Here is a 16911-nt window from a genome sequence, read left to right on the forward strand (position 1 = left end):
ATGAATAACAGAGTAGAGCAGATGAAAAAAGATTGGGCAGAAAATATTCGTTGGGTAGGCGTTGAACGTCCCTATTCGGCTGAAGAGGTTGACCGCTTAAAAGGTAGTTTACAAATTGAGCAAACGTTGGCGAAAAGAGGGTCTGAAAAACTTTGGAAGCTAATCAATGAAGAAGACTATGTAAATGCTCTTGGTGCGTTAACGGGTAACCAAGCGGTTCAGCAAGTGAAAGCTGGACTGAAAGCTATTTATTTAAGCGGTTGGCAAGTAGCAGCAGATGCGAATATGGCCGGTCAAATGTATCCCGATCAAAGCTTATATCCGGTCAATAGTGTACCGAATGTCGTGAAGCGGATTAACCAAGCATTGCAACGGGCGGACCAAATCCATTATTCAGAAGGCGATGACTCTATTGATTGGTTTGCGCCAATTGTTGCCGATGCAGAAGCAGGCTTTGGTGGTCAATTAAATGTGTTCGAATTGACGAAAGCGATGATTGAAGCAGGAGCATCTGCCGTTCACTTTGAAGACCAACTTTCTTCTGAAAAGAAATGCGGTCATTTAGGTGGAAAAGTTTTATTACCGACACAACAAGCGGTGAAAAATTTAGTTTCTGCTCGTTTGGCAGCAGATGTGCTAGGAACCCCAACGATCATCATTGCACGAACGGATGCAAATGCAGCAGACTTAATTACGAGTGACGTCGATCCGTACGATGCTGAGTTCTTAACAGGTGAGCGCACAGTTGAAGGCTTTTACCGCACGAAATCTGGTTTGGATCAAGCGATTGCCCGTGGGTTGGCTTATGCACCGTACGCCGATTTAATTTGGTGTGAAACGTCGGAACCGAATCTTGAAGAAGCACAGCGTTTCGCAGACGCTATCCATGAAAAATATCCAAATAAATTATTGGCATATAACTGTTCACCTTCATTTAACTGGAAGAAAAAATTATCGGATGAAGAGATTGCAAATTTCCAAAAAGAACTCGGGAAAATGGGCTACAAATTTCAATTCGTTACATTAGCTGGCTTCCATGCGTTGAACCATAGCATGTTTGAATTGGCTCGCAAGTATAAGGACGAAGGAATGAAAGCTTACTCGGAATTGCAGCAAGCTGAATTTGACAGCGAGGAGTATGGCTACTCTGCGACTCGTCACCAACGTGAAGTTGGAACAGGCTATTTCGACGAAGTTTCCCAAGTCATTTCAGGAGGAACTTCATCAACGACAGCACTTGCAGGATCGACAGAAGCAGAGCAATTTAAAAATTAATCGGTAAGTAAAAAAACCGCTCCGAGTTGGGGCGGTTTTTGAGTGCTATCGTTCTAATCGAGGATAGCACATAATTTTCTTGCGTTACCGTTGAATAGAGGTTCTCTAATCGAGGGTAGCGCACAATTTTATCACGCTACCCGTGAATAGCACGTCCCTAATTAACGGAAGCATACAGTTCTAGATCACTTACCGGTGATTAGACCGCCACTAATCTAATCAATCTCTCCTTATTTTCTTTTTATCGCTTGTTTCAATTTAGATTTTTCTTTTTTTTTGAAAGTCTTCAGGCTTAATTGTAAAGTAAGTTTCGACTAATTGATAAATCGATAACAGTTCGTAAAGTAGAATAAAGTGCGATGGAAATGCTGTAGACCTCGGTTTCTCTTCAATAATTTCACTTTGATTTCGCCAAAACAAATCAACGAGCTTTTTCAGCTGTTCTCGGTGCTCTTCAAGACTAAAATCTTCTGCAACTTGTAGCGAGTGGGAGATATTCTCAACATGAATAAATAACATGTCTTTCTCTTGTTCAGTTAAGTCCAATGTTTTTGACGTCATATAATACACATTCTCAATATGGTAATTAATCAACTTCAATTGTGTGAGCTTTTTGTTCACTGCTTTCAGTTCATTGTTTTCAGCTGCAGTAAGCGGGTGATATTTTGCTTCGTCTCGCTGATAATTAATGAGCACTTCAATTTTAAAAACTCTTTCTTCTAAAGACTCGAGTGTTTCAAGCATGTTCGGGTCTTGTTTTTGATCACTTAGAGCCGCAGAAAAAATGCATTGAATCGTATCACCTGTATCTTGAGCGAGTTTTTTCAGTTTGTACGTAATCGATGATTGATAATTGGGTGGCATCAAGAACATATTTACCAATGTTGAAACAGCCAAGCCGATTGTGGTCGTACCGAGACGGATAAAAAATGAAGCCATAAAATTGTCGTGTACGACTTCAATCATTGCAACAGAAGTTAACGTCGCAACGAGCAGACCGTCAAATAGTTTGAATCGGTATGTCGTCACAATAGTAAACACAGCTGCACAGGCATAGGTCAATGCGGAATGTCCGAATAATGTGATGAATAATACAGCATAAAATGAGCCAATTGCAGAAGCTGGAAAACGGACGATTCCTTTTTTAATCGATTGGGCTACGGTCGGTTCAACCGTAACGATTGCTGTAATGACCGCGAATACCGGTGGCCAACCGATCCATTCACAAATCCATGCAGTAATAAATATAGCGATTCCTGTTTTCAATACACGACTGCCTGCAATTCGTTTCATCATTTCATCTCCAATAGTTCACTATCTCTATTTTTTCACTAAAGGAGAAATATTTCAATTGGGTGATACAAGTTATCCGTTGGTATTTCGTTCCCAACGTCTTAATGATGGATAAGGGTCATAAGCCCATTCATATTTACCGTTATCTTTGTAAATTCCATAATGTAAGTGAGGCGGAAATTTTCCTTGTGTTCCTTCAGGTCCATATCCTGTTGAACCGACATATCCGATAACTTGTCCCGGTTCAACGAGTGTGCCCTCTTCGATTCCTTCTTCAAAACTGTTTAAATGAGCGTAGTAATGGTAGATGTTATACGCATCACGAATTCCGATTCGCCACCCGCCGTACTTGTTCCATCCTTTAATTTCAACAATTCCGTAAGAAGCAGATTTGACGGGTGTTCCGTAACTGGCAAAAATATCAGTTCCTTCATGAATTCGTCTACCCCCATAACCACGCGAATCTCCCCACGTATTTCTGTAACTATAATTAAAATTTTTCGAAACGATAAAAGAGCGCTCACTTAAATCAAGTGTTTGGAACTTGTGAAAGATTTTTTCCATTAAAGCAATTAAATCGGCAGCTTTTTCTCGATCATAATAAACTTCCAAAGCTTTTTGCATTGTACCTTCTTTCTCAGTTAACTGCTGAATGATGGAAGCATACGTAAACAAAACATCTTCATCATCTTGGATATCAGCAATTCCATCACCATTTCCATCCATGCCTTTTCCGCCAAAAAGCTGAATGGCTTCTTCAGAATGTTTTCGTTCATTGTCAAAGTGAAGTAATCCAAACCATGTCTCAGGCTTGATGATAATCCCTGTAATTCTTCCTTCGATATCTTCATTAATATTCCGTTCATATTGGTCCATCGCAGCAAGTGAATACCAAGGCAAGTCTGTCACAGCAGCGGTCTTTCGATATAGTCCCATTCGTTCAAGATATTCATTGTCTTCCTCTTCGGCTTGCACTGTCATGGGTATAGATAGCAAAATAATAAGTAGGCATAGAAATTTTCGCATACAGATCGAGATCCTTTCTCTAATCGGATATTTAGCTAATGCTTAGTGTAAGCAGCTTAATTTATTTCATGTAGAGAATGGATAAGGAAATTATGGTACACTATTGATAGCGAGGTGATCTCCATGGAACTTCAAGGAACGAATTATGAATTAATATACGATTACAGGGAAGCTTTCAATGAAGAAGCAATTGAAGAAAAATATGTAGATTTGCTGGCGAAATATGATTTCCTTGTCGGAGACTGGGGTTATGGTCAGCTTCGTCTGAAAGGTTTTTATGATGATCAAAATCAAAAAGCGACCTTTGATACGAAAATATCTACGTTAGAAGATTATATTTATGAATATTGTAATTTTGGTTGTCCTTATTTCGTTTTGAAACGAATTGACTAATGAAACCTTGTTCTACCTAAGTTGGTAGTGCAAGGTTTTTTATTGGGTATGAATACAAAAAACCGAACGATTTGAATGAAAAATCGCTCGGATATCTGTTAGAATCATTTTAGTCTCGCTGCAAAGGTAGTGTACAGCATCTGAATGAGCCACCGGACTTTATAATTTCCGATAAATCGACAGGGATCACTTCATAACCTTTGGATGTTAATATGTTATTCAACCGTTCGTTTTGAGGAAGGCTAATGATCTTTCCATCACCGATTGATAGGACGTTCGGTCCCATTTGAAATTGCTCTTCTTCCGTAACAGAAATCAAATGATAATTGGATTGAAGCTTTCGTAAATCACTTTTCGTAAACGCATCACGGTAAACAAGAGCGGTATCTTCACTAATAATATTAAACACACAATCGAGGTGAAGAATATCATCTTGAAGCTGTAATGGTCGTACGTTGTAATTCGGTAATCGTCGTTGCAAATCAATCGCGGCTTCAATTGTTGTACGTCCACTTAATCCAACCCAAATTGTATCATAATCAATGACGACATCTCCGCCTTCTATTGAACCTGCTAAACCATCTTGAAAAGAAACCGATTGTTCATGTAACCAATTTTTCAGTTGTTTTGTTTCATCTTGGCGTACTTCTTCGCTCATGGAAGCTACGAATAACTCTTCATCAATTACGAAGGCGATGTCACGTGTGAAGACTTGTTCATTTAAACGTGACTTCGGATAAAGTTCAATCACTTCAACGCCTTCCGATCTCAACACGTTTAAAAAATGTTTGTGTTGTTTTGTGGCAAGCATTGTATCTATATTACTCGATTTGTAATGTTTTTGTGTTTCGTTAATAACGTCGGTGATTTCCATAAATGTTGGCTTTACGACGACAGCTTTTTTTAAAGTGGAATACTCAGACCTACAATTTACTTTATGATTTGGTGCGATTCCTCTCATGTTGATACCTCCATTGTTTTTCCGCGAGACATAACATCTTTATAATTAGCTATTTTTATGGTGAAAAGGGCATTTTCCTTTGATTGGTTCAATGTCATCACCGATAAAGAATTGCTTCCATTCATTATGTTCAGGATCACCGAAATGGCTAATATCCGGGTGTTTCGGTAAACCATCCCAAGCTTCTACGCGAGCGCGGACTTTCTCACGAGACATAATGCCGCCTTTTTCTGTGCCTTCGAGCCCTTCAAAAATCTTACGTGGCTGGAAACCTAAGACGAGACTGTTTCCGAGGTCTCTTGTTTTTCTTTGCTTATAAGCTGGTGCATTACCGAATGCGAATATTGGCTCACCTGCAAAATGGAAATCCCAAAGATAATGTTCAGGGTCTTTCGGTGCATCGGCTGGCCAATCGAAACGATCTTGCTCATGTAAATATTGCAGAATGTCCCAGAAATACGAACGGTAATATTCAATTGATTTTTCTTCAGACTCAGGCTCCACAAAAATGAATAATCCATGCCTTGTTTTATTTTCAGGCGTGAAGAGACTTAGAAAGCTCTCCACCGCTTCAGGTAAGTGATCCCATTTATTATGTTCAATGTACGAATAACGAAGCTCACCTCTACGCTGAGCCGTCATACCGAAGAAACATGGGAATGTCGGATCTGTAACAATTTCACTAAACGTTTTATATTCTCTTAACAGCCAATCCGGTAGATGGTCTGCTTGTTTAAAATCATCTTTTGTAAGTAAATATGAACTGTTTGTGGTCAACATTCGTTTGATAACTCCTTTTTATCACATGTAGAAAATATTTTACGCTTCTACTCATATACCAAAATATCCCCGCTATGACGGCGATTTAAACATATCCTTCCAGTAGCGGGCGTGTTACCGAACATTTAAACGGCTGGTTACAGTGTTCAATCTTAGAGGTTCAGTGTTGATTCGCAGTGCTTCAGTGTTATTTCTCGCGCCTTCAGTGTTCAATCATATAGCTTCAGTGTTAATCCGTGCATCTTCAGTGTTAAATCGCTCTCCTTCAGTGTTAATGTGCACATCTTCAGTGTTCATTCGCTCACCTTCAGTGTTAACCCGTATGCTTAGCGTTTTAACATAAAAAAGCACCGACCGAAGTCAGTGCTTACTTAATTATTTAAATTAAACATTCAACAACTCACGAATTTCATTTTCACTTAAGCTTGTGAAGTTCGTTTCGCCTGGTTGTATCACATTTTCAATTAGTTCTTTTTTACGTTGCTGCAGCGCATGGATTTTTTCTTCAATCGTGCCTTTCGTAATTAACCTGTACACTTGTACAACTTTTTTCTGTCCCATACGATGCGCGCGGCCTGTCGCTTGTTCTTCGACGGCTGGGTTCCACCATAAGTCGTATAAAATAACCGTGTCTGCGCCGGTCAAGTTCAGTCCTGTTCCACCAGCTTTAAGGGAGATTAGGAAGATGTTTTTTTCTCCGTCGTTGAATCGATTGACCATATCGACGCGGTGTTTTGAAGGTGTTTGTCCATCTAAATAGAATACATCTTCGCCCATCGCGTTCATTTCTTCACGAATGATTTTCAACATGCTTGAGAATTGAGAGAAGATCAGAATCCGTTGACCGTTTTGTCTAGCTGTCTCAACCATCTCCAGAAGCTGATTCAATTTGCCAGATTCACCTTCATATCCTTCAATAAATAAAGAAGGGTGGCAGCATAACTGGCGCAATCGAGTAAGTCCAGCTAATATTTTCATTCGACTTTTCTGAAAGCCTTCATTAGAAATGGCGTTTGCGGCTTCTCCTTGGATTTTTTCTAGATAACCTAGATAGAGTTGTTTTTGATCTTTCGTCAATTCGGAATGATTCACCATTTCGATTTTATCCGGTAGCTCGGTCAATACGTCTTGTTTGATTCGACGTAAGATGAATGGACGACTCATTCTGGAAATCTGTTCTTGTGGAAGTTCACGAAACGCTTTTTTGCTTGGGAAAAATCCAGGCATGATCACATCGAATAACGACCATAACTCATCAAGTGAATTTTCGATGGGTGTTCCACTTAATGCAAAGCGTCTGCCGGCACGAATTGCACGAATCGCTTGCGCTTGCTTCGTCAAATGGTTTTTGATCGCTTGTGCTTCATCTAAAATGAGCGTCGAAAATCGTCTTTCACGATACTGCTCTAAATCCTGTCGTACCAATGGATAGGAAGTAATTAACACGTCGTACTCATGGGCGTACTTAAATAACATCTCACGCTCACCGATACTTCCGTGGATCACACAAACCTTCATCGATGGCGCGAATTTTTCGAACTCCGACTCCCAGTTATAAACGAGGGAAGCGGGTGAAACGACGAGGGCGGGTTGATCTTGCTCAGGATTATTTTCTTTTTCAGATAAAAGATAAGCAATCGTCTGAAGCGTCTTCCCGAGCCCCATATCATCCGCTAAAATTCCACCGAACCGATAACGACTTAATGATTTTAGCCATTGGAAACCGAAAATTTGATACTGACGCAAATCAGCGTGAATTCCGTCTGGCAATGGTACATCAAAAGTTTCAGGGTTTTTGATATCCTCAATTAGTTGTTGAAAAGCTTGATTATAATTTTTTCTGAAATGTTGCGACATCGCTTCATCCATTTGAAGTCCGCGGTAGGCAGGGACATGGATTTTACCATCTTTTAAATCATCTGGATTTAAGCGCATCTCATCAAAAACCGTTGAAATCTGGGCGAAAGAATCCTCATCAAGCGGTACGAAGCGGCCATTCGGCAACCGGTAATATCGTTTTTTTTCGACGACGGATTGTATTAATTGGCTAATTTCACTTTGGTCGATATCTCCCAAATCAAAATCGATTTCCAAAAAGTCTCCGTTCGAATCTAAATCAACATGAACAGTGGGAGACTCAATTTCATCTACGAGTAGATTTTTCACAGCGTTTGTTAAATAAATAGCTACATCTTCTTCCAACTGCGGTAACAAATAATATAGAAACGTAAACGTATCTTCCTCATCATCCAAGTAAAGCTCTTGGCCATTGAACTTAAATCCCGCTTCTTCAATTACATTCATCACACGCTGTTCTTTCTCAGTATCACGTATTAGAATTTTTGAGGAATCTTGTTTATAAGCACCATCTGGTTGCATCGGATCAATTTCGATGTCGTCATACAAATAGTGGACATTTGCCGTTAATCGTTCTTCATCTTGATCTAAATGCATCGTCGCTTGCAGTGATGGGTTGATCATAGCGTCAGATACACTTTCAGAAAGGTTAACATCACCGATTTTTTTCAAACTCGGCACGACATTCGAAACGAAGGCATCCATTTGATGTTGTTTAATCGGAATGCTCGACTTCGGGTTTCGCACCATAAACCCATAAATATTATTCATGATCTCCCGTTGGTTTGCATTCAAATGATAAAAATATTGACCTTCCTGAATGATGTCGTAATTCTTGAAATAATGGAAATGATCCATCGCATCAAAACCGAGCTCATACCCTTGATTGCTCTCATGAAGCGAAAAATCAAACGGCAAAGCATCCTCCAAAAAGTGAATCTCCTGAAAATTCCCTGTCACATCTTCGAACGTACATCCTCTTTCTGAAAGGGCAGTTAACAGCTGTTTGGCGAAGTACGGTGGAATCGTCAATCCTTTTTGGTTGGTTGTCGGCTGCCATTGGTTTTCATAGAACGCGTCACTACGGTATATGTCCAAAAGAATTTGCATTACTCGCTGATCTTCTTCTTTGAACATATGTAGTTTTGGATCATAAGAAAATTTCGGAGTGAAGAAATGCTCGGATTGTTCATCCACACTTTTTAAAAACTTTTTCAGGTTTTTGACGACATATGTACGATTGACGCCGGTCTTCATCTCGACAGAAAGTAAAAGACCTTTAAATAATTGATGTTCGATTTTTAAAATATATTCCGTTTGAAGCGGTTCTTTATGTAAAGTTGAATCCGCTGAATTGGTTTCCATGAAAAGGTTGATTATTCTAGCCGAGAAATCCTCAGTAGGTTTAGGCTCGTTGTTCACTTTCCGGGTAGGCATATCATTTTGCTTACGCTTTTCTAAAAATTCATCGAACAGTTGACCTTTGTCAACCGCTTCTCGACTGGCGATTTTGAACATAACGGCAACAATATGTTTACATTCACCAAATGTGTCATAAGCGGGGCAGGAACAATTTTTTTCGAACGTATCATCCTCGTGCTTTTGTATGAACACATGATACATTTCGCTGCCCAACACGCTGCCTGACCAAGACTTTAGAAGTTCATCAAATACGACACGTTCCACCGCTCCTTTGCGATAATAACGCTTGCCACGCTCAAACATTCTATTTGAAAACATCGCTTTTATCGATTGTTCAGTTAACAATTGAAATCACCCTTTAGTATAAACACTCTCATTCCTCCATCATAACACTGAACGCATGAACTTATTAAGCATGAAACGTTATCGATGAAAAGTCCCTCGAAATTTGTTTAAACCTATAAATAAAAAAAGCTTGAAGAAAACATTTTCGTTTTCTCCAAGCTTAAAAGAATGTAATTTTCCAAATTAGTCCTCTGTATCTTCGGCAGGAAAATCATTCGGTGGGTGGGAGGTTGGCATATTCCGTTGAGCATCGGCATGCAGTGTTTTATTTTCATAACCGAAAGCGGAATATGGGCGCCGGTTTGGATTATCGACTTGCGATTGTAATGGTTTTTCGGCGTTTACTGGCTCCCCATAAGTTCCTTCAGGGAATTCTTCAGGAATTTGGTAATTACGATCAATCTCAACGTTCGCAAAATCATCATATTTTTTCTTTTTTGGCATAAATAATCGCCTCCTGTCAGTCAATAGGCTTTCCACACAGAAGGCAATTATACGTAAAGGCATCAAGCTATCCGAAGATCTTATTTCAATGTATCTTTTAAGTACTCGAAAATTTCCTCTGCTTCATATTCATTCACTCGGAAATGGTGCGCATAATATTGTGGTGATTTCAGTTCATCTTTCTTTACTGTCGTATAGTGTGAGCTTTGTAAGTCAATAATGACCACTTTGTCATCAATCATCGCACTTTCAAAAAATGCAAAATCATACCTTCTGAATTCGGTGCTAAAGCTAACATATCGGACACTCGTATTTTCTGTTTCATCTTTAATCATATTTACTTTGCTCATGAATTTGACACCCCTGACACTTCTTTTTCCCCATTTTACCAAAAGTAGCTAATAGGTTCATCCGTTAGCCAAAAATCAATGCTTTCCTGTAAGGCTTGAGCGAATGAGTTATGTTAAACTATGGGGGGAAAGGATGATGACGATGTATTTTGTCGAACGAGAAAATATTGAAAACACATTACTTTATTACAACGGGTTACTCGAAGTATTTGAGCAGCAAGAGGCTGTTAGTTTTTTGGAGAAATTAGGCATTGAACGGTTAGCTCAAATGGTTGTTGAATCCATTATTGATGTTGGAAATTTAATGATCGATGGATTTATTATGAGAGACCCAGGTAGCTATGAAGATATTATTGATATTTTAGTTGACGAGCGAGTTATACCAAAAGAGCATGAAGCCGCTTATAAAGAAGTTGTCAGCTTGCGTCCAAAACTAGTTCGGGAGTACACGAAGATCAATCATGCAGAAATAGAAACAACGTTAAAAAATAACTTGGATACGATTGAACATTTTCGTCCACTTGTATTAAATTATTTGGAAAATGAACTCGGTCCAATTAATGCTTTTCATAAACCAAAGGAGTAATCATCAATGAAACACTATGAAGGATATTTAATCGATTTGGATGGCACAATGTTTCGTGGAATAGATGAAATTCAAGGTGCCAAAGAATTCGTAGATGAATTAAATGAACGTCATATTCCACATCTGTTTTTGACGAATAATTCATCGCGAACACTCGAGCAAACAGTAGAGAAATTAGAAGGCTTTGGCATTGATGCGAAAGTCGAACAAGTGATTACAGCATCATTAGTAACAGCTGCTTTTATAAAAGAAAATTTAACGAGCCGACGCGCTTTTGTTGTCGGTCAAACCGGTTTAATCAATGCATTGGAAGAAGCGGGAATTGAATTGACGGATGAAGAAGCGGAGATCGTCGTGATGGGCATCGATCGGAATGTCACCTATGAAAAAATAACCCGTGCAGCATTGAATGCTCAAAAAGGTGCTTATTTGCTTGCGACCAATCCGGACATAAAAGTTCCAACCGAAAGAGGCTTTACACCTGGTAACGGCGCGTTCGTCGAATTAGTGAGTAACGTTTCAGGTAAAAAACCGACCTATGTAGGAAAACCGCAACCATTTATGATGGAATTTGCGCTAAAAAAGTTAGGGATTCCTCGCGAAAAAACCATCATGGTCGGCGATAATTATGAAACAGACATTATGGCAGGGATTCAGTCGGGCTTGGACACACTTCACGTGCAAACGGGAGTGACTTCAAAGGAAGGCTTGGTCAAATATGCCGAGCAGCCAACTTATTCTGTCCGTACATTAAACGAGTGGTTTAGCCATATGTAATGCTCAGGCTGTTATTCGCTTCGAATAAACAGCCTAAGTAAAACATTTAATCATCGTCATGGTCGAGCGCTAATTCTGAGCTGTGTGCCAAACGGCTAGAAGCAGCAGCGGCAATCGCTCCGACAATATCATCTAAAAACGTATGCGTGCCATAACGTTTATCATTCAATTTTTTCAAAATACCTGGTTTGATTTTATCGATATAGCCGAAATTCGTAAATCCGATCGAACCATATACGTTAATGATGGAAAAAGCGACGATCTCATCAATACCGTATAACCCTTCATCATTTGCAATAATGCTTTGAAGCGGTTCCTCGAATTTATTTTGTTCCGCAAATTTATCGAGTTGAATACCGGTTAATACGGCATTTTGGACCTCGCGTTTTTTGAGGACTTTTCGAATGTTAAACATACATTCGTCGATGCTTAAATCGTCATGATACGCTGATTGCAAGTGGTAAACGAGCTCAGCGATATCTTCCAGTTCAACACCACGTTCTTTCAATTGTGCTATAGTCATTTCTTCAAGTTTGTTCATCATTCATCACATCCATTTTTATTTAGTTTAAGTTTATGCGGCGATTATTTATACATACGAATAAGGAGGCAATCTGATGGCTAAACCAATTGTTTATGTGACACGGAAACTCCCTAATGAAATTATATCAGAATTGACTGAAAAATATCAGGTCAAGATGTGGGAAGAGGAAGAAGTGCCAGTTCCTCGGGATGTATTGATGAAAGAAATTACCGAGGCGAATGCTGTTCTTTCCATGTTAACTGATACCTTTGACGAAGAATTATTAAACATGGCAAGCGAATTAAAAATCATTGCAAACTTAGCGGTCGGTTATGACAATATCGATTTGAAAGCCTGCACATCACGTGGTATCACCGTAACAAACACGCCTGATGTATTGACAGAAACGACAGCGGATTTAACGTTCGGCTTGCTATTAGCTGTGGCACGTAGAATTCCGGAAAGTGTTGATGTCATTCGGAATGATGAATGGAAAACATGGTCGCCATATATGATGGCTGGATCAGATGTTCATCAGAAAACAATCGGTATTGTCGGTATGGGTTCGATCGGTGAAGCGGTCGCAAAACGGGCGACAGGGTTTGATATGAACATTTTATATCACAACCGTAACCGAAAGCCTAAGGCGGAAGAAAAATTAGGTGCGAGTTACGCTTCGTTAGAAGAACTACTCGCAAAATCAGATTTCGTTGTTTCAATGCTTCCATTAACGAAAGAAACAAAGGGCATGTTCGATGCACAAGCCTTTGATCGGATGAAACAGAGCGCTTTTTTCATTAATGCGTCCCGTGGTGGTGTAGTGAATGAAGCGGATTTGTATCAAGCAATAAAGGGTGAAAAAATTCAAGGAGCGGGCTTGGATGTCTTTGCAAATGAGCCGATTGGAAGTAATCATCCGCTTGCGCAATTAGATCGCGTAGTCGCCTTACCGCATATCGGTTCTTCCACTGTTGACACGAGAAACCGGATGGCGATGCTTTGTGTGGAAAATATTAAGCACGTGCTAGATGGGATGGAGCCTTTAACACCAGTGAAGATTTAAAAATCGGTAATCTGACACGAAAAAGCCAGCTATTCACTTAGCTGGCTACATGGTCAACTATATGTTTTAATATATATTTACTTAAAAGATTTGTTCAACTTCAGATACACCAGGCACTTCTGCGACCAATGCACGCTCAATACCAGCTTTCAATGTAATTGCTGAACTTGGGCAGTTGCCACAAGCACCTTTTAAGCGAAGAAGCACGATACCTTCATCGTCGACATCAACTAATTCAACGTCCCCGCCATCACGTAGCAAAAACGGGCGTAGTTTTCCAATGACTTCTTGAACTTGTTCGAACATCGTTTTTCTTCCCCCTTCTTTTAATTGTTAGTATAAATGGTCTCAATCCAAAAATCTATTGAGTTGCTCGAAAAGCTTATCAACGATATCTCTTTGCAATTGATAATCGTTATCATTTTCTATTTTACATCATTTTCGGTAAAATGAAAATAAGAAACGTTATTTAGGGGGAAAAATATCGTGACGAATCAAACAGAGGTTATTGTGTATGGGGCTGAGGTCCTTTGTCCGAGTTGTGTAAACTTGCCGAGTTCCAAAGAACAATATGATTGGCTACAAGCAGCCATCTCGAGAAAATTTGGAGAAGAAGGCATTCAATATACGTATATAGATATTTTTAATCCACCGGAAGAAGAACCGTATCATAGCTTTGCGAAACAAGTCGTCGATGAAGATTTGATTTATCCAGTCGTATTTGTCGATGATGAGCTCGTAGGTGAAGGAGATCCGCGTTTGAAGAGAGTATATAAAGCATTGGAAAGCCGAGGTTTTGAGCCAACTGCTTAAAGATTCTCCTCAAACATGTTATCCTAATCGGATAAAAGAGTTATGAACCGAGGAGTGTATGACCAGAAATGAATCCAATCATCGAGTTTTGTGTCAACAACATAGCTAGCGGTTCACAGGAAGCTTTTGAAAAACTGGAAAAAGATCCTTCCTTGGACGTCATTGAATACGGATGTACTAGTCACTGCGGGATTTGTGCTTCCTTTTTATTTGCGATTGTGAACGGTGAAGCTGTGATGGCAGACGATCCAGATGAATTAGTTGAAAAAGTATATAAGCATTTAGAAGAAAATCCTTTATTCTAAAAGGAAGATGGGGAACAAGAGATGAAAATTCCTTTTACAAAGATGCATGGACTAGGAAATAATTATATTTATATAGATGGCTTCCAAGTACAATTGGAAGAAAGCGAAATATCTTCATTGGCACGAAAAGTTTCGGATGTAAACTTCGGCATTGGCTCAGACGGTTTGATCTATATGCTACCGTCTGACAAAGCCGATGTGCGCATGCGTATTTTTAATAAAGACGGCTCTGAAGGGAAAAATTGCGGAAATGGACTTCGTTGCATTGCGAAATGGGCTTATGAATTGGGTTACGTGACCGATACGACAATTCAAATTGAAGCCAATTCAGGAGTTGTTGATGCAGAGGTTTTTCCTGAAAATGGTGTCGTTGAGCAAGTGTCCGTTGACATGGGAGTGCCCCGGCTGAAACGTAGGGAGATTCCGATGGTTGTCGACCATCATGACCCAGAAAGTCGCGTTGTGAACGAGCCGTTTTTTGTTGCAGACACTGAATTAAATGTGACCGCGGTATCTATGGGGAATCCGCATGCTGTCTTTTTCGTTGATTCGATTGATGAAAGCCCTGTTTCAGAGCTTGGTCCAATTATTGAAAAAGATGAACGGTTTGTCGATGGCATAAATGTGGAATTTATCGAAGTCGTTTCGGAAAAAGAGCTTCATTTTCGTGTTTGGGAAAGAGGTTCAGGAATTACGCAAGCTTGCGGAACAGGAGCCTGTGCCGCCGTTGTCGCAAGTGTTTTAAACGGCTATTCCAAAGTTGGCGAGGAAGTCACTGTCCATTTAGAAGGCGGCGATTTATTTATCAACATGACTGAAGATCAACGAGTTATCATGCGCGGGCCAGCTGAAAAAGTAGTAGAAGGCATATTTCATTGGCCATCAATTTGAAACAAAAATAAAGACTTTGTATAATAAAGTTAAGGAGGTCGTTGACATGTCCATCGTAATTACAGAACAAGCTAAATTACAGATTAAAGATATGATGAAAGAAGAAACGGCAGAAAACGTTTACCTACGTTTTGGCGTGAAAGGTGGCGGCTGCAGTGGTCTATCTTATCAACTAGGATTTGAATATGAAGTGAAAGAAACGGATAATCAATTCATCGAAAACGATATTCCTGTAGTCATCGCTAAAATGGATCAACCGATTGTTGAAAATACAACGATCGATTATAAGCAAAACATGATGGGTGGCGGATTCACAATCGATAATCCAAACGCGATTGTCTCTTGCGGTTGTGGCTCATCCTTTAAAGCTGACGGAAGAGTCGGAGTGCCAGGAGATTGCTAAATACTTAATCATACAAGCTGTCTTACCTTTAGAGGTAGGGCAGTTTTTTGTGTGAGATGCGTTTTTGTTAGGGTTATTAAGAGCTATTGGTCGTATTTGGTTACAAAATGGCCGGTTTTTCTTATGAAAATGAATTTATCGTCATTCGCAGAGCTGACAGAGCTTTACTATAATCAAGGTAAAAAGAATAGAGGACTGCGAATGATTTTTAAAGAACGAAAAATGAGTGACGAATTACAAATGCTACAAGCGCTTGATCGGCGGATGGCCTTGTCACCTAAAGACCATAAAAACTACCAACATCTATTGAAAGGATTTAGAGGCGAAGCGCAATTCGACCAACTGTTGGCTAACCTCTCATGCGCCCACATCCAAATCCACGATTTATTACTCGAGCATAACGGCACTGTCTTCCAAATTGATTCGCTTTTAATTATGAAAGAAAAAATAATTGTATATGAAGTGAAAAATTATCAAGGAGAATTTTTCTTCGAGCAAGAGAGATTCTTTAAAGTCCCACGGCAAGAAATCATGAATCCACTCCACCAAATCGGCCGAACCGCCCCAATACTCACCCAATTGCTCCGCAAGCACGGCTTTAATATACCCATTCAATTCCACGTCGTTTTTGTGAATCCAGAATTCACGTTATTTTATGCTGAGCAAAATACACCCATCATTCTACCTACACAAATAAAAAGTCATTTGCAGATATTAGATGAAAATAACTCTCGATTAAATGAAACCCATAATCGACTGGCAAAAAAACTTGTTGAACTTCATTTGAATGAATCGCCTTATCAAAAACAACCAGAGTTTGAATATGGTGAGATGAAGAAAGGGGTTGTTTGTGGTTGTTGTGGGTTGATGGAGGTGGAAGTGAAAGGGAGAAAGGTCTATTGCAAGCACTGCAATTGGGTAGAACATTTAGATACAGTAATTGTGAAATTAATTATGGAATATAAATTATTGTTTCCTAATAAAAAAGTAACCGTTTCAGCGATTGATGAGTGGTGTGGTAGTTTAATTTCTTTAAAAAGTATTTCAAGGATTCTCGGTCAGTATTTTACCCGAAAAGGAAGTTTTCGATGGACATATTATGAATAATAAGAAAGATCATTACTCTATTCTCCCGATCGAGCCAAAAAATAAGCGGAAAAGTCGAATAGAAGCGTTCTATTCCCCCGTTCGAGCAAAAAAATAAGCAGAAAAGTCGAATAGAAGCGTTCTATTCTCCCGAGTGTTCAAGAAAATAAGTCAAAAGGTCGAATAGGAGTGTTCTATTCTCCCAAGTGTGCAAGAAAATAAGTCGAAAGGTCGAATAGGAGTGTTCTATTCCCCCGAGTGTGCAAGAAAATAAGTCGAAAGGTCGAATAGGAGTGCTCTATACCCCCGACCGGGCAA

General features: G+C 39.5%; 19 protein-coding genes. 10 read left to right on the forward strand and 9 right to left on the reverse strand.

Annotation, left to right across the window (positions count from 1 at the left end):
- Positions 1-1275 carry an isocitrate lyase gene (aceA, locus tag KC820_RS05295; protein WP_212368909.1) on the forward strand — a complete coding sequence of 425 codons (1275 nt, stop codon included), beginning with the start codon at positions 1-3 and terminating at the stop codon, positions 1273-1275.
- 258 nt (positions 1276-1533) lie between these two features.
- Here the strand turns inward: aceA and KC820_RS05300 are convergent, their stop codons facing one another.
- Together KC820_RS05300 and KC820_RS05305 are read right to left on the reverse strand one after the other, a co-directional pair.
- Entirely contained in the window at positions 1534-2568 is a 1035-nt protein-coding gene (locus KC820_RS05300) for an aromatic acid exporter family protein (RefSeq protein ID WP_212368912.1), read from the reverse strand.
- 72 nt (positions 2569-2640) lie between these two features.
- Positions 2641-3549, reverse strand: coding sequence for a M23 family metallopeptidase (locus KC820_RS05305; RefSeq protein WP_272874462.1), 909 nt, complete (start codon positions 3547-3549; stop codon positions 2641-2643).
- A gap of 168 nt (positions 3550-3717) precedes the next feature.
- On the opposite strand from KC820_RS05305, the gene KC820_RS05310 reads away from it, so the two are divergent.
- The gene (locus KC820_RS05310) at positions 3718-3987 is read left to right on the forward strand and encodes a YutD family protein (protein WP_144089288.1); all 270 of its coding nucleotides are present in this window, start codon (positions 3718-3720) and stop codon (positions 3985-3987) included.
- 109 nt (positions 3988-4096) lie between these two features.
- Here KC820_RS05310 and KC820_RS05315 read toward each other — a convergent pair whose 3' ends face one another.
- The 5 genes from KC820_RS05315 to KC820_RS05335 form a co-directional block, all read right to left on the reverse strand.
- The gene (locus KC820_RS05315) at positions 4097-4948 is read right to left on the reverse strand and encodes a dimethylarginine dimethylaminohydrolase family protein (protein ID WP_212368917.1); all 852 of its coding nucleotides are present in this window, start codon (positions 4946-4948) and stop codon (positions 4097-4099) included.
- Positions 4949-4993: 45 nt separating this feature from the next.
- A complete protein-coding gene (locus KC820_RS05320) occupies positions 4994-5728 on the reverse strand; it encodes a YqcI/YcgG family protein (RefSeq protein ID WP_212368919.1) in 735 nt (244 codons plus the stop codon).
- 384 nt (positions 5729-6112) lie between these two features.
- Positions 6113-9325: a DEAD/DEAH box helicase gene (locus KC820_RS05325; protein WP_212368921.1), complete on the reverse strand. Its 3213-nt coding sequence runs from the start codon at positions 9323-9325 to the stop codon at positions 6113-6115.
- A gap of 210 nt (positions 9326-9535) precedes the next feature.
- Positions 9536-9796: a hypothetical protein gene (locus KC820_RS05330; protein ID WP_212368923.1), complete on the reverse strand. Its 261-nt coding sequence runs from the start codon at positions 9794-9796 to the stop codon at positions 9536-9538.
- 80 nt (positions 9797-9876) lie between these two features.
- Positions 9877-10146 carry an SAV0927 family protein gene (locus KC820_RS05335; protein WP_212368925.1) on the reverse strand — a complete coding sequence of 90 codons (270 nt, stop codon included), beginning with the start codon at positions 10144-10146 and terminating at the stop codon, positions 9877-9879.
- 136 nt (positions 10147-10282) lie between these two features.
- Here KC820_RS05335 and KC820_RS05340 point away from each other — a divergent pair, with 136 nt between their 5' ends.
- On the forward strand, positions 10283-10732 hold the full coding sequence (locus KC820_RS05340) for a DUF86 domain-containing protein (protein WP_336511021.1): 450 nt from the start codon (positions 10283-10285) through the stop codon (positions 10730-10732).
- Between the two features lie 6 nt (positions 10733-10738).
- Positions 10739-11509 (forward strand): TIGR01457 family HAD-type hydrolase, encoded by a 771-nt coding sequence (locus KC820_RS05345; RefSeq protein WP_212368927.1) that lies wholly within the window; start codon positions 10739-10741, stop codon positions 11507-11509.
- A 46-nt stretch (positions 11510-11555) separates the two neighbouring features.
- On the opposite strand, the gene KC820_RS05350 is transcribed toward KC820_RS05345, so the two are convergent.
- On the reverse strand, positions 11556-12050 hold the full coding sequence (locus tag KC820_RS05350) for a phosphatidylglycerophosphatase A family protein (protein ID WP_144089283.1): 495 nt from the start codon (positions 12048-12050) through the stop codon (positions 11556-11558).
- A gap of 76 nt (positions 12051-12126) precedes the next feature.
- On the opposite strand from KC820_RS05350, the gene KC820_RS05355 reads away from it, so the two are divergent.
- Entirely contained in the window at positions 12127-13095 is a 969-nt protein-coding gene (locus tag KC820_RS05355; protein ID WP_212368929.1) for a 2-hydroxyacid dehydrogenase, read from the forward strand.
- 81 nt (positions 13096-13176) lie between these two features.
- On the opposite strand, the gene KC820_RS05360 is transcribed toward KC820_RS05355, so the two are convergent.
- Complete coding sequence (locus KC820_RS05360) at positions 13177-13401, reverse strand: NifU family protein (RefSeq protein ID WP_144089281.1); 225 nt, start codon at positions 13399-13401, stop codon at positions 13177-13179.
- A 180-nt stretch (positions 13402-13581) separates the two neighbouring features.
- Here KC820_RS05360 and KC820_RS05365 point away from each other — a divergent pair, with 180 nt between their 5' ends.
- The 5 genes from KC820_RS05365 to KC820_RS05385 all read left to right on the forward strand — a co-directional run bounded on the left by KC820_RS05365 (position 13582) and on the right by KC820_RS05385 (position 16614).
- Positions 13582-13908 (forward strand): YuzD family protein, encoded by a 327-nt coding sequence (locus KC820_RS05365; protein WP_212368932.1) that lies wholly within the window; start codon positions 13582-13584, stop codon positions 13906-13908.
- Positions 13909-13976: 68 nt separating this feature from the next.
- Positions 13977-14213 carry a YuzB family protein gene (locus KC820_RS05370; protein WP_144089279.1) on the forward strand — a complete coding sequence of 79 codons (237 nt, stop codon included), beginning with the start codon at positions 13977-13979 and terminating at the stop codon, positions 14211-14213.
- Between the two features lie 21 nt (positions 14214-14234).
- Positions 14235-15104 carry a diaminopimelate epimerase gene (gene dapF, locus KC820_RS05375; protein ID WP_212368935.1) on the forward strand — a complete coding sequence of 290 codons (870 nt, stop codon included), beginning with the start codon at positions 14235-14237 and terminating at the stop codon, positions 15102-15104.
- A gap of 46 nt (positions 15105-15150) precedes the next feature.
- The gene (locus tag KC820_RS05380; RefSeq protein ID WP_212368938.1) at positions 15151-15507 is read left to right on the forward strand and encodes a HesB/IscA family protein; all 357 of its coding nucleotides are present in this window, start codon (positions 15151-15153) and stop codon (positions 15505-15507) included.
- A gap of 123 nt (positions 15508-15630) precedes the next feature.
- Complete coding sequence (locus KC820_RS05385; protein WP_212368941.1) at positions 15631-16614, forward strand: nuclease-related domain-containing protein; 984 nt, start codon at positions 15631-15633, stop codon at positions 16612-16614.
- Positions 16615-16911 lie beyond the last annotated feature (297 nt).

Origin of the sequence: Allobacillus saliphilus, from assembly GCF_018138385.1 — a bacterium.
GTDB classification, from domain to species: Bacteria; Bacillota; Bacilli; order Bacillales; family Alkalibacillaceae; genus Allobacillus; species Allobacillus saliphilus.

Bases quoted from the DNA above. Each gene is read 5' to 3' on its own strand.
- aceA (WP_212368909.1), top strand. From the start codon at position 1: ATGAATAACAGAGTAGAGCAGATGAAAAAAGATTGGGCAGAAAATATT.
- KC820_RS05300 (WP_212368912.1), bottom strand. From the start codon at position 2,568: ATGAAACGAATTGCAGGCAGTCGTGTATTGAAAACAGGAATCGCTATA.
- KC820_RS05305 (WP_272874462.1), bottom strand. From the start codon at position 3,549: ATGACAGTGCAAGCCGAAGAGGAAGACAATGAATATCTTGAACGAATG.
- KC820_RS05310 (WP_144089288.1), top strand. From the start codon at position 3,718: ATGGAACTTCAAGGAACGAATTATGAATTAATATACGATTACAGGGAA.
- KC820_RS05315 (WP_212368917.1), bottom strand. From the start codon at position 4,948: ATGAGAGGAATCGCACCAAATCATAAAGTAAATTGTAGGTCTGAGTAT.
- KC820_RS05320 (WP_212368919.1), bottom strand. From the start codon at position 5,728: ATGTTGACCACAAACAGTTCATATTTACTTACAAAAGATGATTTTAAA.
- KC820_RS05325 (WP_212368921.1), bottom strand. From the start codon at position 9,325: ATGTTTTCAAATAGAATGTTTGAGCGTGGCAAGCGTTATTATCGCAAA.
- KC820_RS05330 (WP_212368923.1), bottom strand. From the start codon at position 9,796: ATGCCAAAAAAGAAAAAATATGATGATTTTGCGAACGTTGAGATTGAT.
- KC820_RS05335 (WP_212368925.1), bottom strand. From the start codon at position 10,146: ATGAGCAAAGTAAATATGATTAAAGATGAAACAGAAAATACGAGTGTC.
- KC820_RS05340 (WP_336511021.1), top strand. From the start codon at position 10,283: ATGACGATGTATTTTGTCGAACGAGAAAATATTGAAAACACATTACTT.
- KC820_RS05345 (WP_212368927.1), top strand. From the start codon at position 10,739: ATGAAACACTATGAAGGATATTTAATCGATTTGGATGGCACAATGTTT.
- KC820_RS05350 (WP_144089283.1), bottom strand. From the start codon at position 12,050: ATGAACAAACTTGAAGAAATGACTATAGCACAATTGAAAGAACGTGGT.
- KC820_RS05355 (WP_212368929.1), top strand. From the start codon at position 12,127: ATGGCTAAACCAATTGTTTATGTGACACGGAAACTCCCTAATGAAATT.
- KC820_RS05360 (WP_144089281.1), bottom strand. From the start codon at position 13,401: ATGTTCGAACAAGTTCAAGAAGTCATTGGAAAACTACGCCCGTTTTTG.
- KC820_RS05370 (WP_144089279.1), top strand. From the start codon at position 13,977: ATGAATCCAATCATCGAGTTTTGTGTCAACAACATAGCTAGCGGTTCA.
- dapF (WP_212368935.1), top strand. From the start codon at position 14,235: ATGAAAATTCCTTTTACAAAGATGCATGGACTAGGAAATAATTATATT.
- KC820_RS05380 (WP_212368938.1), top strand. From the start codon at position 15,151: ATGTCCATCGTAATTACAGAACAAGCTAAATTACAGATTAAAGATATG.
- KC820_RS05385 (WP_212368941.1), top strand. From the start codon at position 15,631: ATGAAAATGAATTTATCGTCATTCGCAGAGCTGACAGAGCTTTACTAT.